Origin of the sequence: Yeosuana aromativorans (genome assembly GCF_014646655.1) — a bacterium.
GTDB classification, from domain to species: Bacteria; Bacteroidota; Bacteroidia; order Flavobacteriales; family Flavobacteriaceae; genus Yeosuana; species Yeosuana aromativorans.
This window is the reverse complement of record NZ_BMNR01000001.1, coordinates 308,892-329,902: the sequence shown is the minus strand read 5'-3', so window position 1 is coordinate 329,902 and position 21,011 is coordinate 308,892. Positions and strand designations below refer to the sequence as shown.

Here is a 21,011-nt window from a genome sequence, read left to right as displayed (position 1 = left end):
TTTACAGTCCGAAAGCTTGTTTTACTTTATCAACGTAATCTAGTTTTTCCCAAGTAAACAATTCCACACTCAATGTTACAGATTCTCCATTAGGTTGCTCAAAGACTTTGGTAACGGTTTCGTTTTTACGTCCCATATGACCATAAGCAGCAGTTTCGCTGTAAATAGGGGCACGTAATTTCAAGCGCTCTTCAATGGCGGCTGGGCGCATATCAAACAATTTTGACACTTCCTTGGCAATTTCACCATCGGTCATGTTAAACGGACAGGTCCCAAAAGTATCTACAAAGATGGAGGTTGGTTCCACCACGCCTATGGCATAAGATACCTGAACCAGAATTTCATCAGCAACACCAGCAGCCACAAGGTTTTTGGCAATATGTCTGGCAGCATAAGCGGCACTGCGGTCAACCTTGCTGGGGTCTTTGCCTGAAAAGGCTCCGCCTCCATGGGCGCCTTTTCCGCCGTAGGTATCCACTATAATTTTACGTCCTGTTAATCCCGTATCACCATGGGGTCCACCAATAACAAACTTGCCTGTTGGGTTGATGTGATAGGTAATGTCATCATTAAATAGAACCTGAATGTGTTCTGGTAATTTGGCAACAACCCTAGGAATTACAATATTGATAATGTCTTTTCTTATCTTGGCCAACATCCTGTCATCCGTATCAAACTCGTCATGCTGAGTTGAGACCACAATGGCATCAATGCGTTGTGGAATGTTGTCATCACTATATTCTATGGTTACTTGACTTTTTGAGTCGGGTCTTAAATAGGTAATCTCCTTGTTTTCTCGTCTTAAGTTGGCCAATTCAATTAAAATCCGGTGTGATAAATCCAATGCCAAAGGCATAAAGTTTTCGGTTTCATTGGTGGCATAACCAAACATCATGCCTTGGTCGCCGGCGCCTTGTTCTTCTTTGCTGGCTCTGTCAACGCCACGGTTAATGTCTTCAGACTGTTCATGAATGGCCGAAAAAATGCCACATGAATGGCCATCAAACATATATGCGCCTTTTGTATAACCTATTTTGTTAATGGTATCTCTGGCAATTTTTTGAACGTCAAGGTAGGTGGTAGATTTTACCTCGCCAGCAAGAACCACTTGCCCAGTGGTGACAAGGGTTTCACAAGCAACTTTTGAGTTGGCGTCAAAGGCTAAAAAATTATCTACTAGCGCATCACTGATTTGGTCGGCTACTTTGTCTGGGTGTCCTTCAGAAACACTTTCTGAAGTAAATAAATATGACATATATTTAAATTTATGATGAAGATTTGACGATAACGTCTCAGGGAGTTTGCACTGCCTTTAGCATTTTTTATTCTGAATTAATTTCAGAATCTTTCAATTCAAAAATTAATTAGAAGAGGTTGCAATCAGTCAAATCTTTCCTCTATTATTTGTGGCTACAAAAGTAAAAAAATTAAAGGAAAACAAATTGGATTTTGTGTTTTTTAATAAATAATTAGGATGTTAATTTTTATTTCTAAATATTTATTAAGCTAAAATGAAAGAACAAATTTTAAATATCATTTCTATTATTGTCATTGTGGTTCTGTCACAGGGATAGGGAATGGTACATTAAAAAATCAATAAGTTTTATAGAACCTTCCCGAAATGGAAGGTTTTTTTATTGGATTTTTTACATATTGAACATCATAAAAATATTGAATTAAATAGCTGTTAATCAAAATTTTAGTTCATTTTGTAGTGTGGTGGATTTAACCTTGAAAACCAATGGGTATAATAATTAAAAACGTAATGAATTAATTTCGAATAATTTTTTAAAACATTTAAACTCGGATAACGAACATTATTATCCATATAAACATGAATAAACTCAATAAATATAGTAAGACAGTTACTCAGGATCCAACACAACCAGCGGCTCAGGCTATGTTGCACGCCATTGGATTGACAGACGAAGATTTTTACAAACCCATGGTTGGAATAGCCAGTACAGGTTATGAAGGGAATCCTTGTAACATGCATTTGAATGATTTGGCTAAACTGGTAAAAGAGGGTACGCAAAATGAAGATATTGTCGGACTCATTTTTAATACCATTGGTGTGAGTGATGGTATCTCTATGGGAACGCCAGGCATGCGTTATTCATTGCCTTCTCGGGATATTATAGCAGACTCCATGGAAACGGTGGTGCAAGCCATGAGTTATGATGGGTTAATTACTGTTGTGGGATGTGATAAAAATATGCCTGGGGCTTTAATGGCCATGATTCGTTTGAACAGACCCTCAATTTTAGTATATGGTGGAACCATTGATTCTGGTTGTCATGAAGGTAAAAAACTGGATGTTGTATCAGCTTTTGAAGCTTGGGGAAGTAAAGTGGCGGGAACCATGAGCGAAGCTGAGTTTAAAAGTATTGTTCAAAAAGCGTGCCCAGGCGCTGGAGCGTGTGGTGGTATGTACACGGCTAATACCATGGCGTCTGCCATTGAAGCTTTGGGAATGGCGTTGCCTTACAACTCATCAAATCCAGCAACAGGAAAAGAAAAAAGGGAAGAAGCCATAAAAGCTGGTGAAGCCATGCGCGTATTACTAGAAAAGGATATTAAACCTTCAGATATCATCACCAGAAAGTCTTTGGAAAATGCCATAAGGTTGGTGACTATTTTAGGAGGTTCTACCAATGCTGTATTACACTTTTTGGCCATAGCCAGAGCAGCTCAAATAGATTTTACCTTAAAGGATTTTCAAAACATTAGTGATAACACGCCATTCCTTGCCGATTTAAAACCTAGCGGTAAATATTTAATGGAAGATGTCCATGCCGTTGGCGGTATTCCTGCCGTTTTAAAATATCTATTGAAAAAAGGTCTGTTGCATGGCGATTGTTTGACCGTAACAGGAAAAACATTAGCAGAAAACCTATTGGATGTTCCAGATTTATCAGAAGGACAAGACGTGATAAAACCACTTGAAAACCCAATTAAAATTTCAGGACATTTACGCATGCTATATGGCAATTTAGCCACAGAGGGTAGTGTAGCCAAGATTACCGGAAAAGAAGGATTGCGCTTTCAAGGGAAAGCCAAGGTATTTGATGGCGAATATGACGCTAATGATGGAATTAGAGATGGAAAAGTGGAAAAAGGTGATGTTGTGGTCATTCGGTATGAAGGCCCTAAAGGCGGCCCAGGCATGCCTGAAATGTTGAAACCTACAGCGGCCATAATGGGAGCTGGACTAGGAAAGGATGTGGCCTTGATTACTGACGGACGTTTCTCTGGAGGAACACATGGATTTGTAGTGGGGCACATCACGCCTGAGGCGCAAGATGGTGGTAACATTGCTTTAGTAAAAGACGGGGACATCATAACAATCGATGCTGAAACCAATACCATTTCGTTGGACGTTTCAGATGAAGAATTACAACAAAGAAAACAAAAGTGGACAGCACCAAAATTAAAATTCGACCGAGGTGTACTTTATAAATATGCAAGAACCGTTTCATCAGCATCAAGAGGATGCGTTACCGATGAATTTTAAGTGAGACGTATGAATACAGAAACAAAAATCAAAACAGAAGCAGTGGCTCAAAAAACCCAACGTATTACTGGTAGTGAAGCTATCATAAGATGCTTAATAGAAGAAGGAGTCGATGTGCTTTATGGTTACCCAGGAGGTGCTATCATGCCTGTGTATGATGAGTTGTATAAATTTAGGGATCAAATCCATCATGTATTAACAAGACATGAACAAGGCGCTGCACATGCGGCCCAAGGCTATGCCCGTATTTCAGGCAGAGTGGGTGTCGCCATGGCTACATCAGGCCCGGGAGCCACCAATTTGATTACGGGTATTGCAGATGCACAAATAGATTCTACACCCATCGTGTGCATTACAGGTCAAGTGGCCTCTCATTTGTTGGGAAGTGATGCGTTTCAAGAAACGGATATTGTTGGTATTTCCACTCCGGTCACCAAATGGAACCATCAGGTTACTAAAGCCTCTGAAATTCCTGAAGTGATCGCCAAGGCGTTTTATATTGCTAAAAGTGGACGCCCAGGGCCGGTATTGATTGATATTACAAAGGATGCCCAATTTGAGGAATTCGATTTTTCATATAGCAAATGCACTGGAATACGCAGTTATAATCCAATTCCTAAAACAAGTCAGGAATCTTTGGAGGCTGCGGCAGCATTAATTAATAAAGCTAAAAAACCATTGATTGTATGGGGACAAGGCGTTATTCTTGGTAAGGCCGAAAATGAATTGAAAGCCGTTATTGAAAAAGCCGGTATTCCTTCTGCTTGGACTATTTTAGGCGCTTCGGCTTTGCCAACATCTCATCCGCTAAATGTCGGTATGGTTGGTATGCACGGTAATTATGCACCCAATAAATTAACCAACGAATGTGATGTACTTATTGCCATCGGGATGCGTTTTGATGACCGTGTTACGGGCGATTTAAGAACATACGCCAAACAAGCTAAGGTCATCCATTTTGAAATAGATCCTGCCGAGGTTGATAAAAACGTAAAAACCGATATTGCTGTTTTAGGTGATTCTAAAGTAAGTTTAGCAGGGCTTTTGCCATTATTAAATGCTAATTCACACCCAGAATGGCTTCAAGAGTTTAAGGATTTATATGATATCGAATTTGAAAAAGTCATAAAACACGATTTACATCCTGTTAAGGAAGGATTGACCATGGGTGAAGTTCTTAAGGAAATCAATGCCCAAACAAAAGGAAATGCAGCCATTGTGACCGATGTGGGACAACATCAAATGATTGCTTGCCGATATGCAGATTTTAATATCACAAAAAGTAATATTACCTCTGGCGGATTAGGTACCATGGGCTTTGGTCTTCCGGCCGCTATTGGAGCAAAAATGGCAGCTCCGGACCGAGAAGTGATTTCTATTTCTGGTGATGGCGGTTACCAAATGACCATTCAAGAATTGGGAACTATTTTCCAAACAAAAGTGCCTGTAAAAATCGTCGTGCTTAATAATGACTTTTTAGGTATGGTACGCCAATGGCAGCAATTGTTTTTTGACAAACGCTATGCGTCAACAGAAATGGCAAATCCAGATTTTGTGACCATAGCAAAAGGATATTATATTGAAGCAAAACGGGTTACTAAACGAGAAGAATTGGCCGATGCCGTTAAAGAAATGATTGCTTCAAAAGACGCCTATTTCTTAGAGGTTTGTGTTGAGAAAGAGGATAATGTGTTTCCTATGATTCCATCTGGAGCTTCTGTTTCAGATATCAGATTAAGTTAAGTTTTAGACATAAAGAAATGAACGAAGACATCAAAACATTTACCATATCGATTTATACCGAAAACAATATTGGGTTGTTAAATCGAATCTCAGCAATTTTTCAACGCAGACATATCAACATTGAAAGTTTGACAACCTCGCAGTCTGAAATTGAGGGTGTTAACCGATTTGTAATCGTTGTAAATATTACAGAGGATCAAGCCAAGAAAGTTGTTAAACAAATAGAAAAGCAAGTAGAAACCATACGCGCCTATTACCATACAGATGAGCAAACTATTTTTACCGAATCATGTATGTTCAAGATAAAATCGGCGTTGTTGTTTGAAGAGCCTCAAATTCAAAATATCATAAAGGAAAGCAATACAACTATTGTGACCGTAAATAAAGAGTTTTTTGTACTTGAAAAATCAGGCAGACGGCATGAGATTGAAGCACTTCGCAGAGACTTAAATGCCTTTGGCATCATGCAATTTGTTCGCTCAGGAAGAATTGCCGTTACAAAAGATGAAATGAAAATAACCGAAATGCTTTTGGCATTCAATAATCAATAATAAACAATTAAAAATGGGAAATTATTTTAATACACTTTCGTTGAGAAACCAACTGGACCAACTGTCGAAGTGTAGATTTATGGAATCTTCAGAATTTCAAGATGGAGTCAATGTTTTAAAAGGAAAAAAAATAGTCATTGTTGGATGTGGTGCCCAAGGGCTTAACCAAGGGTTAAACATGAGAGATTCAGGATTGGATATTTCGTATGCCTTACGTGATGCAGCCATTGCAGAAAAACGCGCATCATATAAAAATGCAACGGATAATGGCTTTACAGTTGGAACGTATCAAGAGTTAATCCCAACAGCTGATTTGGTATTGAATTTAACACCAGACAAACAACACACCAGTGTTATTAATGCGGTTATGCCATTGATGAAAAAAGGAGCAACCTTATCCTATTCTCACGGGTTTAATATTGTTGAAGAAGGGATGCAAATCCGTAAAGACCTTACCGTGATTATGGTGGCACCAAAATGCCCAGGATCTGAAGTAAGGGAAGAATACAAACGTGGTTTTGGAGTGCCAACATTGATTGCGGTTCATCCAGAAAATGATCCAGAAGGAAAAGGATTGGCGCAAGCCAAAGCTTATGCTGTTGCAACAGGGGGCGATAGAGCAGGGGTATTGGAATCTTCTTTTGTAGCTGAGGTTAAAAGTGATTTAATGGGTGAGCAAACCATTTTATGTGGTGTGTTGCAAACAGGTGCTATCTTATCGTTTGATAAAATGGTTGAAGAAGGAATTGAGCCTGGCTATGCGGCCAAATTGATTCAATACGGATGGGAAACCATTACCGAAGCCTTAAAACACGGTGGTATTACCAATATGATGGATAGATTGTCTAATCCAGCTAAAATAAAAGCATTTGAATTATCAGAAGAATTAAAAGACATCATGCGTCCGTTGTTCCAAAAACATATGGATGACATCATGTCTGGGCATTTTTCAAAAACCATGATGGAAGATTGGGCCAATGATGACAAAAATCTATTAACATGGAGAGCTGCAACAGGTGAAACAGCCTTTGAAAAAACACCAATTACTAGTGCTGAAATTTCTGAACAAGAGTATTTTGACCATGGAACTTTATTGGTGGCCTTTGTACGAGCAGGTGTTGAGTTGGCTTTTGAAACCATGACAGAATCTGGAATCATAGATGCCTCTGCTTACTACGAATCATTGCATGAAACACCGTTGATTGCCAATACCATTGCGCGTAAAAAGTTATATGAAATGAACAGGGTTATATCTGACACAGCGGAATACGGATGCTATCTATTTGATCATGCGTGTAAACCATTATTGAAAGATTTCATGAAAACGGTTAAAGCCGATGTAATTGGAAAGCCGTTTGCTAAAGATAATGGTGTAGATAACAAAAAATTAATAGCCGTTAATAAAGTCATTAGAAACCATCCAGTTGAAAAAATAGGAGCCGTTTTAAGGGCATCTATGACGGCAATGAAAGTTGTAAAAACCCCAGAAAGTGCTGAAGCATCTGTTTTAGCATAACAATTTGTGCAAACTAAAACTACATATTACCCAAGTTTAAAGGCTATTGAGGCTGCATCCTTAAAATTAAAGGATGTGGCTTCAATAACGCCTTTAATCGAAAACTTCCAGTATTCGAAAAAATTTCAAAGTCACATTTTATTCAAGCGTGAGGATTTACAGCTAGTTAGGTCTTACAAAATTCGTGGTGCGTACAATAGGATGTCTTCCTTGTCTGAAAATGAAAAGGAAAATGGTATTGTGTGTGCCAGTGCTGGAAACCATGCCCAAGGGGTTGCATTATCTTGTAAATTATTAAAAATAAAAGGCACCATATATATTCCTGCGCCAACTCCAAATCAAAAAGTTGAACAGGTACGGATGTTTGGTGAAGACTATATTGATGTTGTACTGCATGGCGATACATTTGATGATGCTTACCATGCTGCCATGCAAGCTTGTGAGCAATTAAATAAAACATTTATTCATCCGTTTGATGATGAAAAGGTTATTGAAGGACAAGCAACCATTGCTTTAGAATTGTTAAAACAAACTAAAGAACCAATTGATTATATTTTTGTTCCGGTTGGCGGTGGCGGATTAGCAGCAGGATTATCAACTGTTTTTAAAGAACTGTCGCCCAACACAAAAATCATTGGGGTAGAGCCAGAAGGCGCCCCATCCATGTCTGTTTCCATAAAAAACAATAAAAATACAGAGCTAAAGCATATAGAGAAATTTATTGATGGCGCTGCTGTAAAGCGTGTGGGAAACCTCACCTTTCCTATCTGCAAAGAGAATTTACACGCCATGATAACAGTTCCAGAAGGAAAAGTATGCCAAACCATTCTAGAGCTTTACAACAAAGATGCTATTGTAGTTGAGCCAGCTGGTGCTTTAAGCATTTCAGCACTTGATTTTTATGCAGACCAGATAAAAGATAAAAACGTTGTTTGTATAGTTAGTGGCAGTAATAATGACATTACCAGGACACCTGAAATCAAGGAGCGAGCTTTGTTGTATGCCAATTTAAAGCACTATTTTATAGTTACGTTTCCGCAGCGTGCAGGAGCCTTGAGAGAGTTTGTGGTTGATATTTTGGGGCCAAATGACGATATCACTTATTTTCAGTACGCTAAAAAAACCAATCGTGAAAATGGGTCTGCTGTTGTTGGTATTGAATTAAAATCTGCTGACGATTTAGAGCCACTAATCACCAAAATGAAGCTTCATAATTTTTATGGGGATTACCTTAATAACAAACCGGATCTATTTCAATTTTTAGTGTAAGCCTTAAAACTTGCATTGTGTCTTTTTTGTTTTATCACACGAAAACGTTTTCGTTGTAAGTTATTTGTTTTCAAGTAATTAAATCGCTATTGAAATGTTATTTTTTCAATATAAGTCTTTTTAAGAAACACTTTTCAGCGAAAATATAAGTATATTAGCCTATAGTTTTTAAACAAAAATTTTATTTATGAACAGACCGTTTTCAGAAATCCCAGAAGCCTATAAAATCAACTCTCTTTTACACCAAGACACCTATTTAGTGTCTGGTGAATTAAAAAAATGGAAAGGGGAAACGTCCAATATATATTCAACAATTTCGTCAACTAAAGAGTATAAACCGACTTTACTGGGAAGTATTCCCAACCAAGGCAGAGAAGAGGCCTTGGAGGTTTTGGAGTCAGCTTGTTCTGCTTATGATAAAGGACAAGGACTATGGCCAACCATGAAAGTTTCAGATAGGATAAAATGTATGGAGACTTTTGTGGAACTAATGAAGACCAAGCGAGAAGAGGTTGTAAAATTATTGATGTGGGAAATTGGCAAAAACTTACCAGATTCAGAAAAAGAGTTTGACAGAACAGTTGATTACATTTATGATACCATTGAAGATTATAAGCAGATGGATCGGGATAGTGCCAAATTCAGGAAAAGTGATGGCATTTATGCCCACATCCGTAGAGGTCCGCTTGGGGTTGTATTGTGCTTAGGCCCATATAATTATCCGCTTAATGAGACTTTTTGTTTGCTTATTCCAGCGTTAATAATGGGTAATACAGCCATATTTAAACCGGCAAAACACGGTGTTTTATTGATTGCACCATTAATGGAAGCCTTTCAAAAAAGTTTTCCAAAAGGGGTTGTTAATATTATTTTTGGTAGAGGCCGTGCAGTGGCATCACCAATTATGGAGTCTGGAAAAGTAGATGTGTTGGCATTAATTGGAAATAGTACGTCTGCAAATGCCTTGCAAACCATTCACCCAAAGAAAAACAGGTTGCGTTTGGTTTTGGGTCTTGAAGCCAAAAACCCTGCTATCGTCTTGCCCGATGCCGATTTGGATTTGGCAATTGATGAATGTATTGCGGGAACCTTATCATTTAATGGACAGCGTTGTACGGCTTTAAAAGTGCTGTATGTTCATAAAGATATTGTGGATGAATTTAACAATCGATTCGCTAAACGAGTCGATGCTCTTAAATTTGGAAATCCATGGGAGCCCGGCGTAAAACTAACACCGCTTCCTGAAAAAGATAAACCGGCTTACATTAAAGAGCTTATTGATGATGCTTTGGAACAAGGGGCAAAAATCATTAATGACAAAGGAGGAGAAATCACAGATAATTATATATATCCAGCTGTTTTGTATCCCGTAAATAAAAATATGCGAGTATTTAAAGAAGAACAGTTTGGACCAGTAATTCCTGTTCTGCCTTTTACAAAAATAGAAGAACCTTTGGATGATATGGCAGAATCCAATTACGGACAACAAGTAAGTATCTTTGGAAAAGATGTTAAACGATTGGCGCCCTTAATTGATACCTTGGTGAATTTGGTATGTCGTGTAAACTTGAACAGTTCTTGCCAACGAGGTCCAGACGTGTATCCATTTACAGGTCGAAAAGATTCTGCCTTCAGCACCCTAAGTGTGCATGATGCGTTGCGTTCATTCTCCATTAGAACCTTTGTGGCCTCCAAAGATAACGATTACAATAATGCCATTTTAAATGAGTTGTTAGACAAGAAAACATCCAATTTTATAAGTACGGATTATATTTTATAGAACGTTTTGTTTAATGCAGTAAAATTTTTTTAATATGAAGATGAGTAGATTTCAGTTATTATGTCTTTTTTCAGTGATATTGTTGATGGGGTGTGGAAACAAAGAGGACAAAAAGAAAGACGGTTTTACGTATGAAAAATCCAATACACAAAAAGCTTCTGAAACAAAAACCGAGGATAACGTTGCTAATATTGTGTTAACGGCCAATGATATGATGCAGTATAACACTAAAGAAATTAAGGTTAAGTCGGGCCAAAAGGTTAAGCTTACCTTACGCCATGTAGGTAAATTGGGTGTCAATGTAATGGGGCATAATTTTGTATTATTAAAAAAAGGAACAGATTTAGTAGCATTTGCAACTGAAGCTTCTACCCAAAGAGATAACAAGTACATACCAAAAGATTCCAGTGATATCATAGCCCATACAGACCTGATAGGAGGAGGCCAAGCAACATCTATCGAGTTTGATGCGCCAGAAGCTGGAACCTATGAGTTTTTATGTAGCTTTCCAGGACATTATACCATGATGCGCGGTAAGTTTATTGTAGAATAATTATTTTAATAAAATAATTATCAAAAAAGTCAATAATTAGAATAAAAACTGTTGAAAACTAGAGAAATTGATAATTTTTGTGAATTTCTCTAGTAATACAACAAAGTGTATTAAATAAAATTTTAATTTTACATTCATGAATACATTAAAAAATAAAATACGTCCTTCATCACCCGGTTTGCGCGCGAGGTCACCTCGTCGTCGCTTTTAGTCTTTTCAAACAGCAAAACCAATACGTAATTTTAATTTTTTATTTAGTGTACAAATATTCATTCATAGCATTTCAAAACATAGTTAGTAGGTCAATTAACCACTATTTCATGTGCCATATTTTTCCCCGTCGCCCGTAAGGGTGTCAATCTATTTTTTGAGCTAGGTGAGTCCAGTTCAGTATCTTAAACAATAAGCATTAATTTTAATTTAATAAAAACAATACAATACATGGACATTGTAATTGCTGATAAATCACATAGCAAATATGCCGAGATTATATGCGAGACCATTGCTGAGTCTGCTGCAGTAAGGGGCACGGGTATTGCTAGACGTACTCCTGAATATATTACTACCAAAATGGAAAACGGTAATGCGGTTATTGCATTGGACGGTGATAAATTTGCAGGGTTTTGTTATATTGAAAAATGGGGACACGGTAAGTTTGTAGCCAACTCTGGTTTGATTGTACATCCCGATTATAGAAATGCAGGTCTGGCAAAGAAAATTAAGCATAAAGTATTTCAGCATTCCAGAAACAAGTTCCCCGATGCAAAAGTTTTTAGTATTACTACGGGACTTGCAGTTATGAAAATGAATACGGACTTGGGGTATAAGCCTGTTCCGTTTTCAGAATTGACCGATGACCCCACGTTTTGGGATGGTTGCCAAACCTGTAGAAACTACGATGTGTTAACACGAACCAACAGAAAAATGTGTTTGTGCACAGGTATGTTATACGATCCTAAAGAGAAAGAACATAAACATAAAAAAATTAAAGAAAAGGTTTTTAACAGGTTGAAACATATCAAGGAAACCATGTTTTTAAAAAAAGATAAGAAATGAGTTCAACAAAAAAATTAGTGATAGCCTACAGTGGCGGATTAGATACGTCTTATTGTGCCGTTAGCCTGTCCAAAGGATATGAAGTCCATGCCGTGAGTGTCAACACGGGAGGGTTTACGCAACAGGAAATAGACCATATTGAGTCAAATGCTTATAAAATGGGTGTGTCAACCTACAAAAATATCAATGCGGTACCTTCTTTTTATCAAAAGGTCATTAAGTATTTGGTGTTTGGTAACGTATTAAAAAATAATACCTATCCTTTGTCTGTAAGTGCCGAGCGTATTATTCAAGCCATTGAAATTGTGGAGTATGCAAAAAGCATAGGTGCAGAATATATTGCCCACGGAAGTACAGGAGCAGGAAATGACCAAGTACGGTTTGATATGATTTTTCAAACACTGGCACCAGACATTCAAATCATCACGCCTATTAGAGATGAAAAATTAACCAGACAACAAGAAATAGAATATTTAAAAGCTAATGGTATTGATATGTCTTGGGAAAAAGCCAAGTATTCTATCAATAAAGGGCTTTGGGGAACCAGTGTTGGCGGACAAGAAACCTTAACATCTGAAAAACCGTTACCCAATGAAGCCTATCCATCACAGTTAAAACATACCGATGAGGAGAAAGTTAAGTTGACTTTTGAAAAAGGTGAATTAGTCGCTGTAAACGGCGTAAGCAATGATCCTGAGCTGAATATTGAGGTATTGAATAATTTAGCCTCTGCTTATGCTATTGGTCGGGATATTCATGTAGGCGATACTATTGTTGGTATTAAAGGGCGTGTGGGTTTTGAAGCACCTGCAGCTTTAATCACCATAAAAGCGCATCATTTATTGGAAAAACATACCTTGACCAAATGGCAATTACAGCATAAAGAGTATTTGTCAAGTTTCTATGGTATGCATTTACATGAAGGACAATATCTAGATCCGGTAATGAGAGATATCGAAGCCTTTTTGGAAAGTAGCCAAGACAAAGTAAGCGGTGATGTGTTTGTGACCTTGAAACCGTACCATTTCAGTTTAGACGGCATCCATTCTAAACACGATTTAATGAATGCTAAATTTGGAAGTTATGGTGAAGAAAGTAAAGGATGGACACCTGAAGAAGCCAAAGGATTTATTAAAATCCTGGGCAATCAAAATAGAATCTATCAACAAGTAAATTCATAAACATGATACAAGTTGGCATTATTGGAGGCGCAGGTTATACGGCAGGTGAACTGATTAGACTGTTGATATTTCATGACAAAGCAGACATTAATTTTGTTTACAGCACCTCAAATGCTGGTAACAAAATAAGCAAGGTACATCAGGATTTAGAGGGCCGTTTGGATTTGAAATTCACGGACACCATCAATCCAAATGTCGATGTCTTGTTTTTGTGTTTAGGACATGGTAATTCAGTAAAGTTTTTAAAAGCCAATACGTTTTCAGAAAATACGAAGATTATTGATTTGGGCAATGATTTTAGATTGGAAAAAGATAAGGTGTTTGAGAACAAAACCTTTGTGTATGGATTGCCTGAGCTTCAAAAAGACGTTATTAAAACAGCGGATTATATTGCCAATCCAGGTTGTTTTGCAACGGCCATTCAGTTGGCATTGTTGCCTTTGGCAAACAAGGGTTTGTTAAAGACCGATGTGCATGTTAATGCTGTTACAGGAGCCACAGGTGCGGGAACATCCTTATCTGAAACCACCCATTTTACGTGGCGTGACAATAATTTTTCCTATTATAAACCCTTTACGCATCAACATTTAGGCGAAATCAATCAATCGGTTAAGCAATTACAGAATGATTGTTCATCAGAGATTTTGTTTATGCCAAACAGGGGTAATTTCTCCAGAGGAATTTTTGCAACCGTTTATACGGATTTTGATGGATCTTTAGAAGAAGCGAAGAAACTGTATAAGTCATTTTATAAAGATGCCAAATTCACCTTTGTGTCTGATGAAGACTTGCATTTAAAACAAGTGGTCAACACCAATAACTGTTTGATTCATTTGCACAAACACAACAATAAATTGCTCATAACAAGTATCATTGATAATTTATTAAAAGGTGCCTCTGGTCAAGCCATTCAAAATATGAATTTGCTGTTTGGATTTGATGAAACTGAAGGATTACAGTTAAAGGCCAATTATTTTTAAACTATTTGTCATTCCTGCGCAGGCAGGAATCCATTTAAAAAAATATAACATGAAAATAGCCATTATAGGAACCGGTAATTTAGGAAGCTCAATAGCCAAAGGGCTCATTAAAAACAACACGTTTACCTCGTTGTATTTAAGTGATAAAAATACGGCAAACGTAAATGATTACAAGACCTTAAAAAATGTAACGGTAACCAATGATAATTTGTTAGCTGTTGCAGAGTCTGAGATGGTCATTTTTGCGCTACAACCAAAACATATAAACGGAGTATTAGAGAGTGTTGCTGATATCATTACTAAAGACCATGTGGTTATTTCGGTGGCTGCAGGTGTTGATATCGCCAGGATTGAAAGCATTATAGGAAGTGATAAAAACATCATCAGGGTGATGCCCAATACGGCTATCTCAATTGGGAAATCCATGACCTGCATTGCAGCCAATAAACAAGCTCAGGATAAAGTGATTTTAGCCGAAAATATTTTCAATCAATTAGGAACTACCATGGCCATTCCTGAAGATTTGGTACAGGCAGCAACGGTTATTTGTGCCAGTGGTATTGCCTTTTGGATGCGCTTGGTACGGGCCACTACCCAAGGCGCTATTCAGTTAGGTTTTGAGGCCGAGCAAGCGCATGAGTTGGCTACACAAACCTGTTTTGGAGCGGCCAGTTTGTTAATTGAATCGGGTAAACACCCAGAGCAGGAAATTGACCGTGTAACCACGCCAAGTGGTTGTACTATTGAAGGGTTAAATGCTATGGAACACCAAGGTTTAAGTTCGGCTTTGATACAAGGTATCGTGGCTTCGTTTGAAAAAATCAATCAAATTAAAAAGAATTAAGATGCCATTATTTGACGTTTATCCACTATATAATGTAACACCCGTTAAGGGCAACGATGTTCATGTTTATGACGACAAGGGAACAGAATATTTAGACCTTTATGGAGGCCATGCCGTTATTTCCATTGGGCATTCGCATCCAAATTATGTCAATGCAGTCAGCAATCAAGTAGCTAATTTGGGATTTTATTCCAATGCCATACAAAACCCATTGCAGGTTGAATTGGCCAAAAGATTGGAAGAAATTTCGGATTGTAAAGATTATCAATTATTTTTGTGCAATTCTGGTGCTGAAGCTAATGAAAATGCCCTAAAACTAGCTTCCTTTAAAACCAATAAAGCACGGGTTATTGCTTTTAACAATAGCTTTCACGGACGAACATCGGCTGCAGTTGCGGCTACTGACAATCCATCAATCATTGCGCCCATAAATGCCCAACAGCAAGTTACTTTTTTGGCATTGAATGACATTGAAGGTGTTAAGAGAGAATTGGAAAAAGGCGATGTATGTGCCGTTATCGTGGAGTTTATTCAAGGTGTTGGCGGATTGGACCAAGGAACCGCTGAGTTTTTTGAACAAGTTGATACACTTTGTAAAGCTAACAACACGTTTTTAATAGCCGATGAAGTGCAATCTGGTTACGGACGTTCTGGAAAGTTTTTTGCTTTTCAGCACTATAAGGTAACACCAGAAATCATATCCATTGCAAAAGGTATGGGCAATGGGTTTCCAATAGGAGGGGTTTTAATACATCCAAGTATTGAGGCTAAATACGGTTTATTGGGTACCACGTTTGGAGGCAATCATTTGGCATGTGCCGCCGGACTAGCGGTATTAAACACGTTGGAAACAGACAATTTAATAGACAACGTGAATGAGATATCAGACTATTTTATTTCAAAAGCGTCAACAATTCCAGAAATCAAAAACATTAAAGGAAAAGGTTTAATGCTTGGTTTGGAATTTGATTTTGAAGTAGCTGAACTCAGAAAAAAACTAATTTATGAGCATCACATATTTACAGGGGGTGCATCAAACAAAAAGTTAATACGAATATTGCCACCTCTTAGTATTAAAAAAACGCATGTTGACCAGTTTTTTGAAGCGCTAAGACAGGCATTATAAAAATTTAAAAAATAAAAATCAACAAATGAATACATTACTATCAATTGAATGGAGAAATAAAGTGTTGCTTAAAATGGCAACATTGTTAGAACAAGAAAGGGATGCGATAATAAGTATCAATAAAACAGATTTAGAAAACTATAAAGGTGAGGACATCTCTATGTATGATCGTTTAAAAGTTGACGATTCCAAAGTGGATGAGATGATAAAATCGGTCATGCATTTGGCCTCACAGGATGACCCAGTAGGTGTAGAACGTTTTAGATTTAAACATGAAAACGGTATGCAGGTTTATAACAAAACCGCCTCGTTTGGAACGGTTTTAATCATTTACGAATCCCGACCAGATGTAACGGTTGAAGCGGCCGGTATTGCTTTTAAATCCGGAAACAAAATTTTGCTTAAGGGCGGAAAGGAATCAACAAAATCCAATTTAAAAATTGTTGACCTTTGGCATCAGGCATTACAAGATAACGGCATTTCAACAGATTGGGTAGAATATTTACAATTCAACAGAACCGAAACCCAAGCATTTTTAGAAAATCCAACACAACAAGTTGATTTAATTGTGCCAAGGGGTGGTGAGCGTTTAATTGCTTTTGTAAAACAACACGCTACCTGTCCTGTCATTATCAGTGGGCGTGGAAACAATTTTGTGTATGTGCATAAGGAAGCCGATTTGGATATTGCATTGGATGTGATCATTAATGCCAAAACGGCTAAGATATCAGCTTGTAATGCCTTGGATAAAGTGTTGATTGATGAAAATCTTCCGAATAAGGAAGCGTTTATAAAAACACTGATTTCTAAGCTTAAAGCATTTGACGTTGAAATTTTGGGGGATGAAGCGCTTTCAAAACATGAAAGTGTTGACGCTTTTGAATCCGAAGATATTTGGTATCAAGAATTTTTGGACTTTAAAATTGTTATTGCTGAAATCAGTTCCAACGAAGATGCCATTGCCAAGATAAACAAATATTCAGGTGGGCATTCATCATCAATCATTACTAAAAATGACACGGTAGCTAAAGCATTTATGGAGAATGTGGATAATGCTGCCGTTTACCACAATGCCTCAACCCGATTTACCGATGGTAGCCAATTAGGATTAGGTGGTGAGCTGGCCATTAGCACCGATAAATTACACCAAAGAGGCCCGATTGGGTTGCAACATTTGGTAACCAACAAATGGTACATTTATGGGAACGGACAAATACGATAATAAGTGAAAAAAAAGCGCATTTTATTAAAGGTTGGCTCCAATACGCTTACCAAGGAAACCGATAATATTTCAAGAGGTAAAATTGAGGATATCGCCAATCAAATAGCCTTGTTACAAGATACCTGTGAGTTTATTATTGTGAGTTCTGGTGCTATTGCCGTAGCGAAACAATTTGTAAAGCTAGAGAGCAAGGGAAGGGATATTAACGTCAAGCAAGCCTTGGCATCTATTGGTCAACCCCATTTAATTCGTATTTATCAGGAAATATTCAGGGAAGCTGGGTTGTTGACTTCCCAGTGTTTATTATCCTATTCGGATTTTGAAAGACAGGAAAGTAAGACCAATATTGTCAATACCATTAATGTGCTGGTTAGCAATAATTATATTCCTATTATCAACGAAAATGATACCGTAGCAACCGATGAGATTAAATTTGGTGATAATGATAAATTGGCCGCTCTTACAGCGGCTCTTTTAAAAGTGGATTTGTTTGTAATTGCAACCAACACCAATGGGATTTACACGAAGGAATCCATAGAATCTAAAACCTTGAAAACCATTGAAGAGGTTGAGGATTTCAAACAATTGCAAGCTGAGGTTGTAAGCTCAAAATCATCCCACGGAAGCGGGGGTATGCAATCAAAAATTGATGCGGCATCAGTTGCAAAAAAAGCAAATATTGAAACGTGGATTGTAAATGGATTGGAAGATCATTTTATGATCAATGCCATGAACAGTACAGTGCCATTTACCAAAATAAAATAATACAAGATGAAACATTACACCTCCATACATGATATAGATAACATCCATGCTTGGATAGAGGAGGCCAAGGCCATAAAAGCCAATCCATTAAAGAATATTGATTTAGGAAAGAACAAGACCATTGGATTGTTGTTTTTTAACTCTAGTTTGCGAACGCGATTAAGCACCCAAAAAGCGGCTTTAAATTTAGGCATGAATCCTATTGTGATGAACGTGTCTGGTGACGCTTGGGGCATTGAATTTGGTGACGGAACCATCATGAACGGAGTTACGGCAGAACACATAAAAGAAGCTGCTGCTGTGGTATCGCAGTATTGCGATATTATTGCTGTTAGAGCCTTTCCAACATTGACTGATAAAGCCAAGGACGAAAGTGAATATGTCTTGAGATCTTTTGTTAAATACGCATCTGTTCCTATTGTGAATATGGAAAGTGCCACTGAGCACCCGTTACAAGGCTTTACCGATGCTATTACCATTTCAGAATATTCTAAGAAAACAAAACCAAAAGTGGTTTTAAGTTGGGCGCCTCATGTGAAGGCTTTGCCTCATGCCGTAGCCAATAGTTTTACGCAAGCCATGCAAAAAATGGAGGTAGATTTGGTGATTACCAATCCAGAAGGTTATGATTTGAATCCAGATATAACAGGTAACACGCCAATTATCCATAATCAAGAAGAGGCTTTTAAAGATGCTGATTTTATATATGTCAAAAACTGGAGTAGCTACAGTGATTATGGGAAAATATTGAACACAGACCCTAATTGGATGATTACCAAAGAAAAAATAGGAAATGCTAAATTTATGCATTGTTTGCCCGTAAGACGAAATCTTATAGTGGAAGATGCCGTTTTGGATAGTGACAGTTCCATTGTCATTCAGCAAGCCAATAACAGAACGTATGCTGCACAATTGGTGTTGAAAAAAATATTGGAAACTAAAGAAATTAGATAACGTCATTGCGAAAGAGGAACGATTGAAGCAATCTCTCAATAGAAATAGATTACTTCGTCGGAAACTCCTCGTAATGACAAATTAAATTATAAATGGAAAAACTATCCATAGTAAAAATTGGAGGTAATATCATTGAAGATCAGTCTTCTTTAAAAGCGTTTTTAAAACTATTCTCAAGCATAGAAGGCAAAAAGATTTTGGTTCACGGTGGCGGAAAACGAGCAACAAGCATGGCTTCAAAATTAGGCATAGAATCTAAAATGGTTAATGGCAGGCGTATTACCGATGCCGAGACCTTAGAAGTCATAACCATGGTGTATGGTGGCTTGGTCAACAAAAACATGGTAGCCCAATTGCAAGCTTTTAACACCAATGCCATAGGATTAACAGGGGCTGATGTGAACAGTATAGTTTCAGAAAAACGCCCGGTCAAAGATATAGATTACGGTTTTGTAGGTGATGTAAAGCAAGTTAATTTCAAGTCAGTTGACGCTTTAATGCAAGCAGGTTTTGTTCCTGTGTTTTGCGCCATTACGCATGATGGAAACGGACAACTGTTAAACACCAATGCAGATACCATTACCTCGCAATTGGCTATTGGAATGAGTCATTTATATGAAACATCCATTTATTATTGTTTTGAACTAGATGGTGTTTTAAAAGATATTAACGATAAAAATTCAGTGATAAAGCATATCGATTCCAAGATTTACAAGGATTTGTTGAATGAGGGAATTATTGCAGACGGCATGCTACCAAAGTTGGAAAACTGTTTTAATGCTTTGCAACATGGCGTGACAACAATTAACATGGGAAATATATCCATGCTCACAAAAGAAAATGATAATTTTACAAGAATAACCTTATAATATGACGCTAGACCAATTAACCAACGATGCCATATCACTGCTAAAACAGTTGATAGAGACCCAGTCGTTTTCATCTGAGGAAGATCAGACAGCCCAGCTTATAGAAGCTTGGTTTAAGCGTTATAACATGGACTATAATCGAACTAAAAACAATGTTTGGGCCATCAACAGGCACTTTGACAAGAATAAACCAACATTATTGCTCAACTCGCATCATGATACGGTTAAGCCAAATTCGGCCTATACCAAAGATCCGTTTAAGGCGATTGTTGAAGACGGAAAATTATTCGGCCTAGGTAGTAATGATGCTGGTGGATGTTTGGTGTCATTAATGGCAACGTTTACTTATTTTTATAGTCAAGAGCATTTAAAATATAATTTGGTTTTGGTTGCTTCTGCGGAAGAAGAAAGCAGTGGACCCGATGGGTTAAACAGTATGTTATCAATTATTCCAAAGGTAGATGTGGCCATTGTGGGTGAACCAACCTTAATGAATTTGGCCATTGCAGAAAAAGGATTGGTGGTCTTCGATGCCAAAGTAAAAGGCACTCCTAGTCATGCGGCGCACCCCAATGATGATAACGCCATTTATAATACCATTAAGGCATTGCAATGGTTTAAGGATTTTAAGTTTGAAAAAACGTCTAAAGTTTTGGGAGATGTAAAACTAACGGTCACGCAGATTAATGGCGGCAAACAGCACAATGTAGTGCCAGCTGATGTGGATTTGGTTATTGATGTGCGTGTTAATGACAAATACACCAATGCTGAAATTGCAGATATCTTACAAAAACAGGCGCCTTGTTACAGTATCACACCAAGAAGTTTACGATTAAATTCATCATCCATTCCGGCAGACCACGAGTTGGTAAAAGCAGGAATTGCCATAGGACGCACAACGTATGGGTCACCAACATTGTCAGATCAAGCGGTGCTAACCTGTCCGTCTTTAAAATTGGGTCCTGGTGACAGTACACGTTCGCATTCGGCAGATGAATTTATTTATTTGAATGAAATTGAAGAAGGCATCAACATATATGTTGAATTGTTAAATCGGGTACTAATTCCTGTGTAGACAGGAATCTTAT

The 21,011-nt window shown here is 37.7% G+C and carries 18 protein-coding genes; 17 read left to right on the top strand and 1 reads right to left on the bottom strand.

The window, feature by feature from the left end; genetic code table 11:
• Window position 1 precedes the first annotated feature (1 nt).
• Window positions 2-1,255: a methionine adenosyltransferase gene (gene metK / locus IEW94_RS01320; RefSeq protein ID WP_188649463.1), complete on the bottom strand. Its 1,254-nt coding sequence runs from the start codon at window positions 1,253-1,255 to the stop codon at window positions 2-4.
• A gap of 579 nt (window positions 1,256-1,834) precedes the next feature.
• On the opposite strand from metK, the gene ilvD reads away from it, so the two are divergent.
• The 17 genes from ilvD to IEW94_RS01235 all read left to right on the top strand — a co-directional run bounded on the left by ilvD (window position 1,835) and on the right by IEW94_RS01235 (window position 20,998).
• Complete coding sequence (gene ilvD, locus IEW94_RS01315; RefSeq protein WP_188649462.1) at window positions 1,835-3,514, top strand: dihydroxy-acid dehydratase; 1,680 nt, start codon at window positions 1,835-1,837, stop codon at window positions 3,512-3,514.
• A gap of 9 nt (window positions 3,515-3,523) precedes the next feature.
• A complete protein-coding gene (gene ilvB / locus IEW94_RS01310; protein WP_188649461.1) occupies window positions 3,524-5,257 on the top strand; it encodes a biosynthetic-type acetolactate synthase large subunit in 1,734 nt (577 codons plus the stop codon).
• A gap of 17 nt (window positions 5,258-5,274) precedes the next feature.
• Window positions 5,275-5,808 carry an acetolactate synthase small subunit gene (gene ilvN / locus IEW94_RS01305; protein ID WP_188649460.1) on the top strand — a complete coding sequence of 178 codons (534 nt, stop codon included), beginning with the start codon at window positions 5,275-5,277 and terminating at the stop codon, window positions 5,806-5,808.
• Between the two features lie 13 nt (window positions 5,809-5,821).
• Complete coding sequence (gene ilvC / locus IEW94_RS01300; protein ID WP_188649459.1) at window positions 5,822-7,324, top strand: ketol-acid reductoisomerase; 1,503 nt, start codon at window positions 5,822-5,824, stop codon at window positions 7,322-7,324.
• Window positions 7,325-7,330: 6 nt separating this feature from the next.
• The gene (gene ilvA, locus IEW94_RS01295; protein ID WP_188649458.1) at window positions 7,331-8,593 is read left to right on the top strand and encodes a threonine ammonia-lyase IlvA; all 1,263 of its coding nucleotides are present in this window, start codon (window positions 7,331-7,333) and stop codon (window positions 8,591-8,593) included.
• Between the two features lie 187 nt (window positions 8,594-8,780).
• A complete protein-coding gene (locus tag IEW94_RS01290; RefSeq protein WP_188649457.1) occupies window positions 8,781-10,373 on the top strand; it encodes an NADP-dependent glyceraldehyde-3-phosphate dehydrogenase in 1,593 nt (530 codons plus the stop codon).
• Between the two features lie 34 nt (window positions 10,374-10,407).
• The gene (azu, locus tag IEW94_RS01285) at window positions 10,408-10,926 is read left to right on the top strand and encodes an azurin (protein WP_188649456.1); all 519 of its coding nucleotides are present in this window, start codon (window positions 10,408-10,410) and stop codon (window positions 10,924-10,926) included.
• Between the two features lie 441 nt (window positions 10,927-11,367).
• Window positions 11,368-11,982 carry a GNAT family N-acetyltransferase gene (locus IEW94_RS01280; RefSeq protein ID WP_188649455.1) on the top strand — a complete coding sequence of 205 codons (615 nt, stop codon included), beginning with the start codon at window positions 11,368-11,370 and terminating at the stop codon, window positions 11,980-11,982.
• The gene (locus IEW94_RS01275; RefSeq protein ID WP_188649454.1) at window positions 11,979-13,163 is read left to right on the top strand and encodes an argininosuccinate synthase; all 1,185 of its coding nucleotides are present in this window, start codon (window positions 11,979-11,981) and stop codon (window positions 13,161-13,163) included. Before IEW94_RS01280 ends, IEW94_RS01275 begins: the two co-directional genes overlap by 4 nt.
• A gap of 2 nt (window positions 13,164-13,165) precedes the next feature.
• A complete protein-coding gene (gene argC, locus IEW94_RS01270) occupies window positions 13,166-14,143 on the top strand; it encodes an N-acetyl-gamma-glutamyl-phosphate reductase (protein WP_188649453.1) in 978 nt (325 codons plus the stop codon).
• A 49-nt stretch (window positions 14,144-14,192) separates the two neighbouring features.
• Complete coding sequence (gene proC / locus IEW94_RS01265; protein ID WP_188649452.1) at window positions 14,193-14,987, top strand: pyrroline-5-carboxylate reductase; 795 nt, start codon at window positions 14,193-14,195, stop codon at window positions 14,985-14,987.
• A 1-nt stretch (window position 14,988) separates the two neighbouring features.
• Window positions 14,989-16,113, top strand: coding sequence for an aspartate aminotransferase family protein (locus IEW94_RS01260; protein WP_188649451.1), 1,125 nt, complete (start codon window positions 14,989-14,991; stop codon window positions 16,111-16,113).
• Window positions 16,114-16,138: 25 nt separating this feature from the next.
• Window positions 16,139-17,335, top strand: a complete 1,197-nt coding sequence (locus IEW94_RS01255; protein WP_188649450.1) for a glutamate-5-semialdehyde dehydrogenase — start codon at window positions 16,139-16,141, stop codon at window positions 17,333-17,335.
• 3 nt (window positions 17,336-17,338) lie between these two features.
• Complete coding sequence (proB, locus tag IEW94_RS01250; RefSeq protein ID WP_188649449.1) at window positions 17,339-18,100, top strand: glutamate 5-kinase; 762 nt, start codon at window positions 17,339-17,341, stop codon at window positions 18,098-18,100.
• Window positions 18,101-18,106: 6 nt separating this feature from the next.
• Window positions 18,107-19,054 carry a Rossmann-fold NAD(P)-binding domain-containing protein gene (locus IEW94_RS01245; RefSeq protein WP_188649448.1) on the top strand — a complete coding sequence of 316 codons (948 nt, stop codon included), beginning with the start codon at window positions 18,107-18,109 and terminating at the stop codon, window positions 19,052-19,054.
• Window positions 19,055-19,146: 92 nt separating this feature from the next.
• Entirely contained in the window at window positions 19,147-19,923 is a 777-nt protein-coding gene (argB, locus tag IEW94_RS01240) for an acetylglutamate kinase (protein ID WP_188649447.1), read from the top strand.
• Between the two features lies 1 nt (window position 19,924).
• A complete protein-coding gene (locus IEW94_RS01235; RefSeq protein ID WP_188649446.1) occupies window positions 19,925-20,998 on the top strand; it encodes a M20 family metallo-hydrolase in 1,074 nt (357 codons plus the stop codon).
• Window positions 20,999-21,011: the final 13 nt, after the last annotated feature.

What these genes read in the sequence shown, in the direction of transcription:
- metK (WP_188649463.1), bottom strand. Translation starts at nt 1,255, where the DNA reads ATGTCATATTTATTTACTTCAGAAAGTGTTTCTGAAGGACACCCAGAC.
- ilvD (WP_188649462.1), top strand. Translation starts at nt 1,835, where the DNA reads ATGAATAAACTCAATAAATATAGTAAGACAGTTACTCAGGATCCAACA.
- ilvB (WP_188649461.1), top strand. Translation starts at nt 3,524, where the DNA reads ATGAATACAGAAACAAAAATCAAAACAGAAGCAGTGGCTCAAAAAACC.
- ilvN (WP_188649460.1), top strand. Translation starts at nt 5,275, where the DNA reads ATGAACGAAGACATCAAAACATTTACCATATCGATTTATACCGAAAAC.
- ilvC (WP_188649459.1), top strand. Translation starts at nt 5,822, where the DNA reads ATGGGAAATTATTTTAATACACTTTCGTTGAGAAACCAACTGGACCAA.
- IEW94_RS01290 (WP_188649457.1), top strand. Translation starts at nt 8,781, where the DNA reads ATGAACAGACCGTTTTCAGAAATCCCAGAAGCCTATAAAATCAACTCT.
- azu (WP_188649456.1), top strand. Translation starts at nt 10,408, where the DNA reads ATGAAGATGAGTAGATTTCAGTTATTATGTCTTTTTTCAGTGATATTG.
- IEW94_RS01280 (WP_188649455.1), top strand. Translation starts at nt 11,368, where the DNA reads ATGGACATTGTAATTGCTGATAAATCACATAGCAAATATGCCGAGATT.
- IEW94_RS01275 (WP_188649454.1), top strand. Translation starts at nt 11,979, where the DNA reads ATGAGTTCAACAAAAAAATTAGTGATAGCCTACAGTGGCGGATTAGAT.
- argC (WP_188649453.1), top strand. Translation starts at nt 13,166, where the DNA reads ATGATACAAGTTGGCATTATTGGAGGCGCAGGTTATACGGCAGGTGAA.
- proC (WP_188649452.1), top strand. Translation starts at nt 14,193, where the DNA reads ATGAAAATAGCCATTATAGGAACCGGTAATTTAGGAAGCTCAATAGCC.
- IEW94_RS01260 (WP_188649451.1), top strand. Translation starts at nt 14,989, where the DNA reads ATGCCATTATTTGACGTTTATCCACTATATAATGTAACACCCGTTAAG.
- IEW94_RS01255 (WP_188649450.1), top strand. Translation starts at nt 16,139, where the DNA reads ATGAATACATTACTATCAATTGAATGGAGAAATAAAGTGTTGCTTAAA.
- IEW94_RS01245 (WP_188649448.1), top strand. Translation starts at nt 18,107, where the DNA reads ATGAAACATTACACCTCCATACATGATATAGATAACATCCATGCTTGG.
- argB (WP_188649447.1), top strand. Translation starts at nt 19,147, where the DNA reads ATGGAAAAACTATCCATAGTAAAAATTGGAGGTAATATCATTGAAGAT.
- IEW94_RS01235 (WP_188649446.1), top strand. Translation starts at nt 19,925, where the DNA reads ATGACGCTAGACCAATTAACCAACGATGCCATATCACTGCTAAAACAG.